The organism is Desulfovibrio sp. TomC, from assembly GCF_000801335.2.
Taxonomy (GTDB): domain Bacteria; phylum Desulfobacterota; class Desulfovibrionia; order Desulfovibrionales; family Desulfovibrionaceae; genus Solidesulfovibrio.
The window spans coordinates 17,226-32,520 of record NZ_JSEH01000006.1 but is presented as its reverse complement, the minus strand read 5'-3'; the positions used below and the strand labels follow the sequence as shown (position 1 = coordinate 32,520).

At 60.8% G+C, this 15,295-nt stretch carries 11 protein-coding genes; 6 read left to right on the top strand and 5 right to left on the bottom strand.

The features are described 5' to 3' along the window. Nucleotides 1-69: 69 nt before the first annotated feature. The gene (gene hemL / locus NY78_RS07045) at nt 70-1,335 is read right to left on the bottom strand and encodes a glutamate-1-semialdehyde 2,1-aminomutase (protein ID WP_043633614.1); all 1,266 of its coding nucleotides are present in this window, start codon (nt 1,333-1,335) and stop codon (nt 70-72) included. Beyond that, entirely contained in the window at nt 1,332-1,784 is a 453-nt protein-coding gene (locus NY78_RS07040; protein WP_043633611.1) for a VOC family protein, read from the bottom strand. Before NY78_RS07040 ends, hemL begins: the two co-directional genes overlap by 4 nt. A gap of 496 nt (nt 1,785-2,280) precedes the next feature. Between NY78_RS07040 and NY78_RS07035 the strand changes: the two genes are divergently transcribed. Next, nucleotides 2,281-2,706 carry a 3D domain-containing protein gene (locus NY78_RS07035; protein WP_043633607.1) on the top strand — a complete coding sequence of 142 codons (426 nt, stop codon included), beginning with the start codon at nt 2,281-2,283 and terminating at the stop codon, nt 2,704-2,706. Between the two features lie 28 nt (nt 2,707-2,734). Here NY78_RS07035 and NY78_RS07030 read toward each other — a convergent pair whose 3' ends face one another. Then, complete coding sequence (locus NY78_RS07030; protein WP_043633604.1) at nt 2,735-4,777, bottom strand: SpoIIE family protein phosphatase; 2,043 nt, start codon at nt 4,775-4,777, stop codon at nt 2,735-2,737. A gap of 185 nt (nt 4,778-4,962) precedes the next feature. Here NY78_RS07030 and NY78_RS07025 point away from each other — a divergent pair, with 185 nt between their 5' ends. From NY78_RS07025 to NY78_RS07010, 4 genes are all read left to right on the top strand, one after another. After that, a complete protein-coding gene (locus NY78_RS07025) occupies nt 4,963-5,352 on the top strand; it encodes a CBS domain-containing protein (protein ID WP_043633601.1) in 390 nt (129 codons plus the stop codon). A 22-nt stretch (nt 5,353-5,374) separates the two neighbouring features. After that, nucleotides 5,375-5,872, top strand: coding sequence for a hypothetical protein (locus tag NY78_RS07020; RefSeq protein WP_043633599.1), 498 nt, complete (start codon nt 5,375-5,377; stop codon nt 5,870-5,872). Between the two features lie 144 nt (nt 5,873-6,016). Continuing rightward, on the top strand, nt 6,017-8,425 hold the full coding sequence (locus tag NY78_RS07015; protein ID WP_043633597.1) for a GGDEF/EAL domain-containing response regulator: 2,409 nt from the start codon (nt 6,017-6,019) through the stop codon (nt 8,423-8,425). Nucleotides 8,426-9,042: 617 nt separating this feature from the next. Next, complete coding sequence (locus tag NY78_RS07010; RefSeq protein ID WP_047960071.1) at nt 9,043-10,266, top strand: HD-GYP domain-containing protein; 1,224 nt, start codon at nt 9,043-9,045, stop codon at nt 10,264-10,266. A gap of 34 nt (nt 10,267-10,300) precedes the next feature. Here NY78_RS07010 and NY78_RS07005 read toward each other — a convergent pair whose 3' ends face one another. Next, nucleotides 10,301-10,720, bottom strand: coding sequence for a pirin-like C-terminal cupin domain-containing protein (locus NY78_RS07005; protein WP_231583818.1), 420 nt, complete (start codon nt 10,718-10,720; stop codon nt 10,301-10,303). Between the two features lie 902 nt (nt 10,721-11,622). Further along, the gene (locus NY78_RS07000; protein ID WP_156180881.1) at nt 11,623-13,179 is read right to left on the bottom strand and encodes a hypothetical protein; all 1,557 of its coding nucleotides are present in this window, start codon (nt 13,177-13,179) and stop codon (nt 11,623-11,625) included. Between the two features lie 853 nt (nt 13,180-14,032). Here NY78_RS07000 and NY78_RS06995 point away from each other — a divergent pair. Next, nucleotides 14,033-15,244, top strand: a complete 1,212-nt coding sequence (locus NY78_RS06995; RefSeq protein WP_043633585.1) for a hypothetical protein — start codon at nt 14,033-14,035, stop codon at nt 15,242-15,244. The last annotated feature ends 51 nt before the right edge of the window (nt 15,245-15,295 follow it).

The window sequence follows — 15,295 nt, the reverse complement described above, 5'->3', positions numbered from 1 at the left end:
CAGGGGGTCCGGGGGGGATGATCCCCCCCGGCGGGGCCTGGGGCAGCGCCCCGTTTCTCTTGCCGCTTTCTAAAACTTCACCCCGCGCACGGCGTCGAGGGTGCGGGCGTAGTCGTCTTCGGAGTGGGCAAACGAGGTGAAGGCGCATTCGTAGGCCGAGGGGGCCAGGATGACGCCGGCCTCGCGCATCTGGTTATAGAAACTGGCGTAGCGGGCGGCGTCGCCCTTTTTGGCCTCGTCAAAGTTGGTGACCGGGCCGTCGCAGAAAAAGAGCGTAAAGAGCGAGGCAATGTGGGTCAGCGTCACCGGCGCGCCCTTGGAGCGCAGGATGGCGGCCGTTTCTTCGGCCAGGGCCTTGGTGCGTTCGGCCAGACCGGCGTAGTCGGCGGTTTTGAGCTTTTGAAGCGTGGCCAGACCGGCGGCCATGGCCAGCGGATTTCCCGACAGCGTGCCGGCCTGATAGACGTCGCCGCAGGGAGCGATGCGCTCCATGATATGGCGCTTGCCGCCGTAGGCCCCGACGGGCAGGCCGCCGCCGATGATCTTGCCCAGGCAGGTGAGGTCCGGGTCGATGCCGTAGACGCTCTGGGCGCCGCCGTAGGCCAGCCGGAAGCCGGTGATGACCTCGTCGAAAATAAGGATCGCGCCGTGGGCGCTGGTCAGTTCGCGAAGGCCCTCGAGGAAGCCGGGTGCGGGGGGGACAAGGCCCATGTTGCCGGCCACGGGTTCGACGATGACGGCGGCGATGTCCGGGCGGGCGGCAAAGAGGGCCTTGACCGCGTCCAGATCATTATAGGGAGCGAGCAGGGTGTGGCGCACGGTGTCGGCCGGCACGCCCGGGGTGCCGGGGATGCAAAAGGTGGCCAGACCGGAGCCGGCGGCGGCCAGGAAGCCGTCGGAGTGGCCGTGGTAGCAGCCCTCGAACTTCACGATCATGGACTTGCCGGTATAGCCGCGGGCCAGACGCACGGCGCTCATGGTGGCTTCGGTGCCGGAGTTGACCATGCGCACCATGTCGATGCCGGGCACGGCGGCGACCACGGCCTCGGCCAGGGCCACTTCGGCGGCGCAGGGCGCGCCGTAGCTCACACCCTTGGGCACGGCGGCGAAGATGGCGGCGGTGACGTCCGGGTCGCAGTGGCCAAGCAGCATCGGCCCCCAGGACATGACGTAATCGATCATCTCCCGGCCTTCCACGGTGGTCATTTTGGAGCCGGCGGCCGAGGCAATGAACAGCGGGTCGCAGCCGACGCTGCGGCAGGCGCGCACAGGGCTGTTGACGCCGCCGGGGATGAGGGTCTGGGCTTTGGCGAAAAGATCGGCAGACAGGGTCATGCGGGCGTCTCCGGAGGGGTTGTGGTTTGGGCGACGGCTTCGGCGAAGGTCAGGACATAGCCGTTGGGGTCCTGGAAGCTGCATTCGCGGGTGCCGTAAAAGGTCTTGTGGGGCGCTTTGAGAAAGGGCGTGCGCTCGCTTAAGCGGGCGTAGAGGGCGTCGAGGTCGTCGCAATCGAGGTAGAGGATGAGCGAACCGCCGATCTTGGTTTCGGCAAACCGGGGCAGTTCCCCGGCCAGGGCGGCGCGGGTCTCGAACATGAACCGGGCCTGGCCGCATTCCACCAGGGCGAAGGCCAGAGGGCCGGGGGCGGGCCAGACGGCCACGGTCTCGCGGCTGGACTCGAGGACGCCGACGACAAAGGCAAAGCCCAGGATGTCGCAGTAAAAGGCCACGGCGCGGCCCACGTCGTCGACCATAAGGACAGGTGTGGCGCGGGTTATCGTCATGATCGGTTCCTTTGGCGCACGGCCGAAACGACACGCCGGCGCGGCCTTCTACCGTAGCCGGGAGCGGCCCTGGACGCAAGGGTTCGGGGCCGGACGCGACAAGTCCTCAAATCACACGACTTTACTCGGAAAACCGGGCTGCCGCCCGGGAGAAAAAACTGGGCGTCGCAGGGGGCTTTTTTTGGTTTTTTGTCTTGTATCTATGTGATTTTATACAAATTAAACGAAGTATTAAAAAATATTTCAGGCAAGCGGAAACAGCCGGTTTCGGGTTGACATCCCTCGGGAGCTTTACTAGGAAGCGCCCCTCACAACGGCACAAGAACTACTCCGCATCATCTTCGCGGCTCGCTTCATCTCCGAGAGTGTTCTTCATATCGCCAACCACCCTCCGATCCATGACCGCCGCACTCAGGATCATACTTCCAAGACGTTTTGACCACTGTTGTTTTTACACTGGTCGGAGTCTGAAACACTGCATGGAGGTGTTCATTCCATGAGAGTCATTACAATCATTCTTGCTGTTTTCTTCTTGACCGCAACGGCCGAGGCATCGAAGCACAAAAAGGTTTCCCTGAGAAACATTTCTTCCAAAAACCGCATCGCGGCCACGGTGACGGCCTATACGCCAAGCCCCCGGGAAAACGGCGGTCCGGGCACCAAATCCGGCACCGCCATCGGGACGCGCATCCGGCCGGGGATCGTGGCCGTGTCGCGGGATCTGCTGCGTTCGGGCTGGAGTTTCGGCGACAAAGTCCACATCGAGGGCCTGGGCGTTTTTACCATCGAAGACACCATGCACCAACGCTATCGCCACAGCATCGACGTGGCTGTGCCCAATATGGCTGCGGCTGAAAAGATCGGCAAACGCCGCGATATCGTGGTGACGCTGTTGGAAACCGATTCCAGGCCTGGGATTTGAAAAGGCGGGGGCCGCAGCGCTTCGAGGCTTACGTCTTGATGACCACGACCAGGGTCACGTCGTCTTCCGAACGGCGATCGCCGCGAAAGGCGGCCAGATCGGCCAGCACTGCCGCCACAACCCCGGCAGCGGACAGCCCGGCCGCCCGGCGGATGGCCTCGCGAAAGCGCACCTTGCCATACATCTCTCCGGCCGCATTGCGGGCTTCCCAGATGCCGTCGGTGCCAAGGACCAGCACCAGGCCCGGAGTGGCAAAGGGCATGACGTACTCGGCGTAGGCGTACTCCGGTTCGATGCCAAGGGGCAGGCCGGCGCCCGGCCATTCCTGGAAGGCGTCGCGGCCCGGGTCGTAGAGCAGGGCCGGATCGTGGCCGGCCCGGACGTAGCAGGCCTCACCGGCGTCGGGTCGGATTTCCAGGGCCAGCAAGGTCATGAACCGGCCTGAATCGGCCACGTCGCGGCACAGCAGCCGGTTGGCCCGGCGCACCCGGCCGGACGGGGTCTCGCTGTCCTCGGTGGCCAGCAGCAGCGCCCGGGCCGTGGCCATGAGCAACGCCGAAGGCACGCCGTGCCCGGTGACGTCGCCGACCGCCGTGTCCAGACTGATCGAGCCGTCCCGGAAAACCGCCCGATAATCGAAGTAGTCCCCGCCTGTTTCGTCGCACGACAAGGACACCCCGGCCACGTCCAGGCCCGGAATCTCCGGCGGCGCGGCCGGCAAGAGGTTTTGCTGCACCTCCTGGGCCAGTTCCATGGAGCGTTGCAGGCGCACATGGTCGGCCAGGACCGGCACGGTCTCGTTAAAGGCGTCTATGAGCGACTGGCGCTCGTCGCCCAGGCGCTCGTCCAGGCGGACGGTGAAATCGCCGCTGCCCAGGCGCTTCCAGGCGTCAATCATGGTCATGAGCGGCCGGATGAAGGTGCGGGTGCTGAAAAAGGCGGCCAGGGCCACGGCGAGAAGGACGACGGCCATGGCTCCGCCGGAAAGGCGCACGATCTGGTTGGTGGCGGCCAGGATCTCCCGGCCGGTCTGGTCCGCCAGGGGAGTCAGCATGGACTTGGGCACGATGATGACCAGGGAGGCGTCCTGGAGCAGCCGGGCAAAGGCCCAAAACGACGGCTCGTCGCCGTAGGGCAGGTCGGCCACGCCGGAGCGGCTGTGTTCCAGGGAGGCCAGCAGCGCGGCGAAGGCGGTCGTGTCGCTGGAGGTCAGGCTCTCGAAATTGACCGCGCTTTTCCAGTCCCGGCCGTGGTCGTCTCCCGACTGCCTGGCCCAGACGTACAGGGACGCCTTGCCGGTTTTGGGGTCGTGGACCGGGGCCACCAGAAAGGCGCGCATGGCCTCGGACCATTGGGAGGCGATTTCCTGCTCCTGGAGCATCCGGTCCAGCGGCACGTCCAGGCTGGCCACGCCGGCAAACGTTCCTCCCGGGGCAATGAGCGGCCGCGACAGGGTCAGGGTCAGTTTGCCAGTGGCCGCGTCCACGGCCGGATCGTTCCAGATGACGCCCGGAGAACCGGGTTTCCTGGGGTTAAAGGCCGCCTTGGCCGCCTGATACCAGGGGCGTTGCCGGGGATCGTAGTCGGCCGGCAGACTGGAGCGGCCCGGGAAGGTGACGTAGGTTCCGTCTTCCAGGGCGACGGCGGCAAAGAGCACGATGTCGCCGAGTTCCTCGCGAAGGAGGGTGATGGTGGGGGCCAGGGCGGCCAGCCGCCCGATGCGGTCGACATTGGGCCTCGCGCCGGTCGGCAGGTAGAGGCCGGGTCGGGAGGCGTCGGCCGCGGCCGGGGCCTGGGCCAGGGGCGGGGCGTAGAGAATCCGTTCGGCCTCGGCGGCGGCCATGGCCAGACTGAAGTCCAGGGCGCTTTTGGAGCGGCGGATGATCAGGGAGAAATCTTCGGCGGTCTGGCGCAGCTCGTTTTTGACCACGTCTTCCATGACCGCGCGGCCCTCATTGGCAATGGCCCGGCCGAGCTTTTCCACATGGTTGCGGTTAAAGCCCGTCAGCACTACCATGGGCGCCAGACTGAAGGCGAGCAGGACCAGAAAGAATTTCCACCGCAGCCGCATACGTCCCTCCGTACCCCACCCTACGGAAGGGGGCCTCCGGCCGCAAGGCCTGGGATTGCCGGACGGCGTCTTCCGGCTTCCGGCCGCCGCGCTCCTGGCTGCCGACTTGACTTGCTGCGGCTCTTCGGCAAGGATTTGACCATACGGCGCACCGTTTGCCATCCGCGCCGCCTGGAGAAAACGGCATGTTCGTAGCCGACCTCATGACCAGCCAGTTGCGATGTCTCAAGGAAACAGATTGTCTGGCCGACGCCTTGGCCGCCATGCAGGAGCTTTTCATCCGCCATGTTCCGGTGGTGGACGACGAGGGCCGGCTGTCGGGACTGGTCACCCAACGGGATCTCCTGTCATTGGAACATAAAAAAGACCCCGGCACGCCGCTGCGTGAGATCATGCGCACCGATGTGGCCACGGTGACCCCGGACACGGCCCTGCGCACAGCGGCGGAATCCATGATTTTTAACAAGTACGGTTGCCTGCCTGTTGTTTCAGACGGGGAGTTGGTCGGCATCATCACCGAAACCGACTTTCTCAAGCTCGCCATCTTCCCCATCGCCCCCCGGCGTGCGGGCTGAGGCGTTGGACAAGGACAGCACCATGCGCTTTGCCGTCATCCGCCTTTTCGTCCTGCTCCTGCTCCTTTCCGCCTGGCCCGCCGCTGCCGGCCAGTCCGTGGGCCTTGGCCAGTACAAGGCGCTGCGCAACGACTTCGTCAAGGTCACGGACATCAAGGAACGGGAGCGGTTCGAGGAACGCTATCAGGAAATCGGCGGCAAGGTGACCTTGCAGAAAGTGCCGTACAAGGAAGTGATGCTGACGGCGGAACTGATCCAGAAACCGCCAAGCAGCATGGACACCATGTTCGTGGCCGACGCCGCCCAGCCGGATCTCAAGATATGCATGGTTCCCTTTGACGCGACCGGCAAGGCCCTCGATGAATCCTGCGAGGCCTTTAAATTCCAGAGTTTCGTTCGGGGCAATATTGGCACGGCCAGCTTCCGTCTGGACGGCAACACCGCCCGCTATGAGTTTCACATGATCCAGCGCCAGGGCGAAAAAGGCTCGGCCATCAAGCTCTGGGTTCCCACCAACTGATCTTGCGCAATCCTCCTGGATGTTTTTGTGATCAAGGTAATTGTTGCGCCCTGCAACATCCTTGCGTAGGCTGCATCCACCTGAAATAATGGATGCTGCCTTGCGTCCCGGAGGCGAGGCAGCGCCAGAGACAGGGGGGGACCCATGACGCAGCCCCGCATCCTGATTGTCGAACGGAACCACGCCTCGGCTTCGGCCATGGCCCGGCTTCTGGGCGAGAACGGCTACCAACCCCTCGGGCCGGCCTTCACCTGCCGCGAGGCGTTGGAAACGGCCGAGTCGTTGCGACCGGACGTGGCCGTCATGGACATGCTGCTGACCGGAGCCTGCGACGGGGTGGATGCGGCGACACTGCTGCGCGACGGCCACGGCATCCCGGTCATCCTGCTGACCCCTTCAAGCGATCCCGCCATTCTGGCCCGGGCCAAAAAGGCCCTGCCCTGCTGCTGCCTGCCCCTGCCCATCGACAGTCAGGCCCTGATCCTGGCCATTGAGAGCACGCTGGCCCGCACGCGGGCCGAAGAAGCCCTGCGCCAGAGCGAAGCCGAAAGCCGGGCCATCTTCGCTGTCGCGCCAACCGCCCTGTGCCTGCTTGACGACCAATATCGAGTCCTGGACATCAACCCCGCCGCTGCCCGGCTCTTTGGGCACTGTCCTGAGACGTTGCGGGGCAGACCTGTCCAGGAGGTGTTTCCCGCGCGGGATTGGGGGACGTTGTTGCCGCTGCTTGACGCAGCCCTCAACAGCGAAGCCGGCCGGGTCCGTATCCGCTGTCTGCGCCCGGAAGGCGGGGAATTTCCGGCCGCAGTGACGGCCACCCCCCTGCCTGGGGCGGCCTGCGGTCCGCGCGTGCTGCTCGAAGTGCGGCCCTGCCAGAGCCCTGGTTCGCGCCTGGAACATCCCGAGACCGATCTGGCCTTGTCGGCTGAAGGCTTTCTGGTCATCGACGCCGAGGACCGGCTGCGCGAGGTCAATGCGGCCTGCGCCCGCATGCTCGGGCTGGCCGGCATCCCGGAAGGCGGCGCGGCCCTGGACGCGGTCTTGCCCGGAGATCTGGCCGCCTCGCTGTGCCGGGACGCCTCCCGGGTCATTGCCTGGAACGAGCCGGTGAAAAAGGAAACGACAGTCGCCATTAACGGCGCGGACAAGACGCTGCTTGTTTCGCTGTTTCCCATGGGCCTGGATGAATCCCGGCGTCTGGCCGGCGGCATTGTGACCGACATCACCGACCGCAAGCAGCTGGAAAGCCAGCTGGCCCACATGGCCTTCCACGATCCCCTGACCGGCCTGCCCAACCGCAGCCTGTGCCTGGACCGCATCCGCCAGGCCCTGGAGCGGTCCAAGCGGCGCGACAACTACCAGTACGCCGTCATTTTTCTCGATCTCGACCGCTTCAAGATCATAAACGACAGCCTGGGCCACCATATGGGCGACCGGCTGCTGGAGTTCGTGTCCCGGCGGCTGCGGGACTGCGTGCGAAGCCTGGACACCGTGTCCCGCCTGGGCGGCGACGAGTTCGTTGTCTTGCTGGAGGAGACCGGCTCGTATCGGGAGGTGGTGCGCATTGTGAAGCGCATCCGCGACGCCATGAACGAGGTGTTCCCGCTGTCGGGCCACGACGTGCACGTCACGGCCTCCATGGGCATCGTGGTCAGCCCGGCCATCTACGACAAGCCCGAGGAGCTGCTCCGAAACGCCAATATTGCCCTGCACCGGGCCAAGGGCGAAGGGCGCAACCGCTTCAAGGTCTTCAACACCCGCATGCTCGAAGACGCCATCCGGCTCATGGACCTGGAAAACGATCTGCGTCTGGCGCTTAAGCGCGGGGAATTCTTCCTGGACTACCAGCCCATCCTGGCCTTGAGCGATCGGCGCATGACCGGTTTCGAGGCGCTGGTGCGCTGGCGGCGGCCGGGCCAGGGCGTGTCCCCGCCTGGGGATTTCATCCCCGTGGCCGAGGATACCGGACTGATCGTGCCCCTTGGGTTGTGGGTGCTGACCGAGGCCTGCACGACCATGGCCTCGTGGCACGCCCGGTTTCCCGAGACGCTCGGCATGTCCATGAGTGTGAATCTCTCGGCCAAGCAGCTGGCCCAGGCCTCGCTGGTCGATGACGTGGAGCGGATTTTGCGGACCACCGGCATGGACCCCCGGGCGCTTAAGCTTGAGATCACCGAAACGGTCATCATGGACAACCCGGAAGTGTCGATTCTGCGCCTCAAACGCCTCAAAGCCCTGGGCGTGCGTCTGTCGGTCGATGATTTCGGCACAGGCTATTCGTCGCTGTCCTACCTGCAACGCTTCCCCATCGATACCCTCAAGGTGGACCGGGCCTTTGTCAGCGACATCGAGTGCAACGAGAATCGCAAGATCGTCGGCGCGGTGGTGGCCCTGGCCCACAGCCTGGGCCTTGATGTCGTGGCCGAGGGCGTGGAGCTTGAGACCCAGTCCGACGTGTTGCACGGTTTTGCCTGCGAAGCCGGCCAGGGGTTCCTGTTTTCGCGGCCGGTGTGCCGGGAGGACGTGGAGCGGATGTTCGCCCAGGGGACGTGAGCCGGGCGGGGCGGCCGGGGCAAGCCAGTGCCGGCCGGGATGTCTTGGAACTGTCGTCACTCCGGCAAGAGTCTGCAGAATAGAAAGACAATTGTTTCATCTCAAGCGTTTCGTGGTTGTCGGCTCACTTGGACTTCTCCCCGTATTGTAGAGTGAGGCCCATGTCTTTGGATGTGTGCCGTTTTGCTTGGGTCGGTGAAATATTTCGGCCCAAGAACGTTCTTTTTTGAGGCATTGCGACCAATCTTGCGGCTAGAAATGAAGTCATGCCCCGGGCGCCTCTGTCGAAATATTCTTGGAATACAATAAATCGTCGGTTATTATGGACCAAATGAATGCCAAGCAAGCCTGCGGGCAATAGTAAATATGCTTGTTGGTTGTTCGTCTGGTGTGGTAGTGTGGAACTGCTCGCCAAGGGGGCGATGCGTTCCCGATAGCGGCAGTGCTGTCAGTCAAGGGCGCGTTTCCTGTCGGGGCGCTCCTTGATGTGCCTTGCTCCACGTTACGTATTCAAGGCCAAGAGGTTGTTACAGGGTTTCCGTTTCCCGTTGCGGTGCTTGGCGAATATCAAACGGCGCTCTGCAAAGAGAGAGCATAGTTTGGCTGCTTGGTGATGTATGATAAGAAAAATATACACAACAAGTTTGAAGCCTGGAATGTATGTTATTTCGACGGGGTTGTCGCAATCAGAGCATCCCCATGTTTTTTCTGAAGAGGGAGAGGTTGTCGATGCGGCACAGATTGATAGGATTTTGTCGGATGGGTATCTCGATGTTTTTATAGATTCTAACAAGGGGAAATATTTCGTTGAATTCCCCGAAAAGAAAAGATTAATAGAACGCACATATGATATTGTTTCTGCCAAGGAAGAGTGTCGGATTCACGGCGTGAGAAGCTTGAAGGCCATCAAAAAAGATATTGATGAAGCAAAAATAGTTTACAGCAATTCCATAGTTTATGTGAGAAGTTTTCTAGATGATTTAAAGGAAAGGCAAAAGATCAATATTGAGCGCTCTGAGGCCTGCATCAATGAAGTATTTGGGAATATATGCAACAATATTGACAGCCTGACGTTTATATCCAAGCTGAAAACGCATGACGCCTATACGTATACGCACAACCTGAATGTATCAATTTTCTCAATTGCGTTTGCAACATGCCTTGGCCTGGGCGCGGAAAATATCAAGATCATAGGCCTGGCCGGTTTGTTTCATGATATTGGCAAGATGATGATTGATCAGGATATCTTGAATAAACCGGGCAAGCTTACGGTGTCGGAATTTGAAGAAATGAAAAAACACCCCGCGATCGGGTATAGTCTTCTGCAGGCTGACCATCGCCACCAGACCGATGTCTGTAAGGCGACGTTGCAGCACCATGAAAAATATTCCGGAGGCGGATATCCTGACGATCTAAAGTTTTCTGAAATATCCAACCAAGCCATGCTTATCAGTATCGTTGATGTCTTTGACGCGCTGACGAGTGACAGGATCTACAAGCCGCGAATTGATCTCCATAGAGCCCTGGGAATTTTGTTCAACCTCAAAAAAACATCTCTAAATCCTGTTCTTGTTGACAAATTTATAAAATTCCTCGGTGTTTATCCTGTTGGTTCAATTGTTGAATTGGCAAATGGAAAGCGTGCGATCGTTTTTGAACAAAATAATTTGAACCTATTGCGGCCTAAAGTGCGTATTGTCATGGATAAAAATAACAAATACTGCTCGGCTGAAGACGTAGATCTTCTTGATAAAGACCACATTGATGATAAAAATTTCGAAATTGTTGAGACAATACGGGTAGAAGATTGCCGCATAAATGTTATGAGCTATCTGTACTAGTAGGCCATTGCCCAATACTGCTAGGCAAAGCGGCTCATGCCGGCTGCGATAAGCCCATTCCCGCCATGTACAAGAACTTTCCGAAGATGATCCTGCCTGTATGGGCGCACGCTTCACCGACGGCGTCTTCTTGCCCGTGTTCGGCCTGGGTGTTCATGACGATGGGGCCGTACCTGGCGATGGGCTCGCCAAGCGGTTTCCCGCTGAAGCGCACGATGCGCAATGCTCTGTCCAAAGCGACTATTTCCACCGTTTGCCCGCTGCGTTCGTAGAGCACGGTGGTTTCGGGGCCACAGCGACAGTCCCTGTCCACATCCACCCAGCCCGCGCCCACCATCTCGAAGGCCAAGGCGTCACGGCGGTCGTCAAAATAGCCGTGCCCATCCAAAATGTAGGCGACGACCGTGTCGTTTCGCATTCCTATGGCGTCGACCGGTTTCCTGGCCTTGGCCAATGCTGTGCACCTGCCCTGCGCCCCGGGCAGCCCTGGATTATTGCGGGGAGCCCCGGCTGGGCTGTTCCCCTGGCTCCGGGGCCTTGCTCGCGGGGCGTTGCCTGCTTCCGGGAGGGATCGTTTCGGGTGAAGGCCTTCATTTCCGGTGGGTTAGGCCGTCGGCTGATCACCAACACAATTTTCATCGCGAATATATTGAGCTTTTCCGCAGTTGCTTGAACTTACAGCATTTTTTTTGCAGTCGGCTCAAAAAAAGCACTAGACACAGTTACTGCCCGGACCTATATGTTAGCTGTGTCCCTAGTGAAGGTTGTTTGCAACCTCAACGGAGGCGATGCCATTGGGTGAATCAGAAGTCGGACAGTTTTCCTCGCAGTAGAGCACTTGCAGGCCAGATAAAAACTTGATCCTGGCAAACTCCACGTGTGGTAAACACTCGCTCTACAGTTTTAGTCGAGGCCACCGCAATAACCCATTAGTCATTTTTACATCGCAACATTACTGGCCCCGGCTTGTACCGCCGGGGCCTTTCTTTTTTGCATCTCTATGACGAGCGGGGCCGCACTCGCTGCCGCTGTCGTCGAAATACCCCACGAAGCGCATCTGAAAATACCGGCCCGGAGGCGTCGAAGGGCGGCCCTGGGTCAGCGAAGAGTCCGGGCACGGCTTTTCGACAAAAGCGCCAGCCCCGGACGTTCCGGGCAGCAACTGGAGACGATCGTCGAAGGTGCCTCGGCGGGGCCGGAGAATCTTTTTCCAGGGTCGGGCAAAGGGCGCTCAGGTTTTCCGCCAAAAGGCCATCATGAAGGGGACGGGAAATCTGTCGAAAACCCCGGATGCGGTGTGGGCGCTGCAGCCAGCTGACTTGACCGCATCCGGGGTCTTTGGACGAAAACGGCGCGTTATTGGTTGGTCAGCAACAGGAATTCCGGAGCCATGGCGTTGGGCATGGACGCGGGGTAGGTCTGGGCCGCGCACACGGTGTAGTCCATGGGGCCGGTCGCTCCGGTCAGGCCTGCGCCGTTCCAGACGCAATAGTTGAAGGTCCGATTGGGGATGCTCGCGTTGGGGAAGCCCAGGATGACGTCCGGCACGACATAGAACTGGGCCTTGGGGGTCGCATCCGTGGTCAGGCACTCGTGATAGGAGGCATAGGTCCCGGCGTTGTCGGCCACGCAATTGCCGGCGGAAGCGCTGTAGGCCCATTTCTGCGACGGCAGGATGGGGTCGCCGCCGTCCGGGCAAAACGTCACCTGATAGTCCGGAAGCGCTGCGTCAGGGGCGCTGCGGTCGGTGTTCCAGGCGACGCCGAAACCGCCCTGGGCGTCGTCATAGGACCAGGTGTAGGCAAGGTATCGCGTCTCCTTGAGCGTCCTGACGTAGTTTGTGTAAACCACGGACAAATTGCGGTAGTTGCCCATGATGCCCTTGGAGCATTGCGCGCCCCGGCAGCCTGGATAGGTGCAGGTGCATTCCGTACTGCTGTCGACGCAGATGGGTTGGTTGCCGTGATTGGAGCAACCGTACCAGTCCACGGTGTTGGGCGGGAGCTTGTCCTTGGGAGGCGTTACCGAGGTGTCGGCATCGGCGTTTTGGGCCATGATCTGAGGGTTGGGAGGATTGCCGATGCTGTTGCTGGTCAGCCAGAATTTCGGATGGCTGCAACTCAGAAAGAACGACTTGGACTGGTTGTCGAGGGGATCGACCTTGGTCATCATGGTGGTCATGCTGATGCCGCTTTTGTAGGCCGGGTTGTTGAGCAGCGCATAGGTCGACGGGTATATGGTCTTGTCTTCGCTGACCAAACCAATAGTTTGCGGTTTGTCCCCGTTGTATCCGTATTCCTTGGCGCAACTGGCCAGATCCAGCATGCTGGTGTCGATGGCGGATCGATCGCCGTATTGGAAATCGGTGTGATTGGCGTTTGTTACGTTAAAATAGACCGGCAACGTGTAGCCGTTGACTGCCGAGACGTCGATGGAGTCTTGCGGGGCGATTGGATAGTATTGGCCGGGCTGGCTCGGAATGGGCGCGCCAGGGTTTCCATTGCACAGCCCGGTGTTCGTGACGTAGGCGCAGCCGGCCGTGATCTCGGGAATGGTATGACTTGTGGTGTCCTGAAAGTTGATGAGGCATTGGCCGTCGAGGCCGGTGCTGCCCTCGGGACACCCGTAGGCCAGCACCATGTTGCCGCTGACCGCGCCGGCCAGGGGGAGGTTGAAGGTGGCGGTCTGGCCTGCCGGAATCCGCGTGCTGCTGTAGACGATGCCGCTGATGGTGGTCGTCGGGCCAAACGTGGTTCCCCATTGCGTGACCGGCATGCTGCCGGCTTGTCCGGCGTTGAAGACAAGCACCCCGTCCCGGGCGCAATTGTTTTTGACGTGGAACCGCGGCCGCGTCTGACCGTATGCGTCGCCGGCCAGGATGACGCAGCAGCCCAGGAGGCATGTCGACAGCATGACAATTTTGCACAGCCACTGCCGCAATGCATGCAATATCCTGACATCATTTGCCAACATTGGGATGGACGTTCTCACGACGACCTCCATATGTAAGACTGTTGCAATATCAGTTTGTTACACACGCCAATGGAACCATAAAATTTGTTTATTTTTTTACTCTTTCTGATGCGCAGCTGTCAAGCAGCGTACGCAACATGGGCCAAATAGACGGAATGAAGGGCAGGGGGAGCGAAAAGGTACACCCCGTACACTGGTTATTTTGGAATAACCGTGCATGTCTTTGCCAGTCGGTCGTTTCCAAGAACACCTTGGCAGGGACGCCAAAGAGTCTTTGCCTGCCTGATGGCAGCATGGTGGTTTGTTGGCCGCAGGGATACGCCTGTCTCTTGGCAGGAACCAGTGAAGGCCATATTGTTTTACCGCTTCCGAAGCGATCGTTCAAAAGTCGAAACAGTATGGCATTCAAGGGGCTATGGGGGCTATCTCCCGTTTTTTTCGCCACAAAACATGCCCGGGGAGGGCAAAAAGTCGGGAGTCCTTTCGCATTGGGAACAACGTGCCACTGCAGACTTCTGGAGCGAGGCCTGGCAGGCGGGCGGTGCTCGTCCAACACCTTGAGGAGTCGCACCCTTTGCTGTGGGAAAATCCATTGACGACACCATCAAAGAGGCCGATGCGTTCCTGTATCCCGGAAGGCAGGGGACGCACAACGGCGCCGCCTCGCAGTCGTCATGAGCCCTACCGGAACGGTCTGTGACGGCGAGGCCCGACCCCGCGTCTGGTCATGGTACAAAATTTGGCCTGCATTGTTGCCGACAACCGTGGCCGCAACGGCCGCCAAGGAGCGTTTATGCGACGTGTTGCCCTGGCCCTGGGGGTGCTTTTCACCATTCTGTCGTTTTCCGCCCTGGCCGCGCCCCTGCCCCCTGGCCAACCCTCGGTCCGCTACGAACACCTTGGCGAGTACAGCGTCGAGCGGCTCAATACGATCCTGACCGGGGAACTGGCGGACTTCAGTGCCTTCAAGATCAGCTATCCGCCGGCGAAAAATGCCGTCAGCCTCTACAAGGTCATTTATGAAACCGTGATCCCGGAACTGGGCAACAGACCGACGACGGCGAGCGGCCTGATTGCCGTGCCGCAGACGGCCCAAAAGACCCTGCCGGTCGTTTCCTACCAGCACGGCACCGTGTTCACGAAAACGGCCGTGCCCTCGCATCCCGAGGAGTCCATGGAAACGCGGCTCATGATCGCCCGGTTCGCCGGGCAGGGGTATATTGTCATCGGCGCAGACTACGTCGGCAAAGGCGATTCCCCGGAGCCGGACAGCTACATGGTCAGGGACGTCACGGCGCAAGCCTGTCTGGACATGCTGTTCGCGTCCCGCGTGGTCTGTTCGGACCTGGGACTCACGCAGCAAGGCCTTTTTCTCAGCGGTTGGTCCCAGGGGGCCTGGGCCACGATGCAGTTTCGCCACAAGCTCGAAATTCTGGATATTCCGGTCAAGGCCGCAGCCACGGCCAGCACGCCAAGCGATCTGTATCTGTTGCTGACCCGCTGGCTCAACAACCCGACGTCGCTGGACGCCGCCTGGCTTCCAGGCACGCCGCTGCTGTTTATTTTTGCCTACGAACACTACTACGATCTGCCGGGCCTGAGCCGGGCGGCCATCAAGGATGTGTATTGGCAGACCGCCAAGGACCTTTATGCGAACAAGATCGACTGGGAGCAGGCTTCCAAGACGTTGCCCGGAACGGTCGGGGCGTTGCTGCGGCCGGAATTTGCCGCCGAAAGCTCCATGAGCGACAGCCGGTTCTACCGCCGGCTCCAGGACAATCAGGCCTACCGCTGGCGGTACAGGACGCCCAGCCGCTATTATTACGGCAAGATCGACGAAGTCATGCCCCCCTACGTGGCCACGCTTCCGGTGGACTATGCCCAGGCGGTCGGCGCAGCTCCGGCCGAGGCCGTGTACGCCGGGGACCGCGCCGACCATAGGGGGACGTTTCTCTTTGGCGTCCTCGACCAGAAGGACTGGTTCGACAGCCTAAACGCCCAATAGCGCAAGACAAAAGGCCAAGCCCCGCCGGTCTGCCGTCTCAGGCCGTCAACC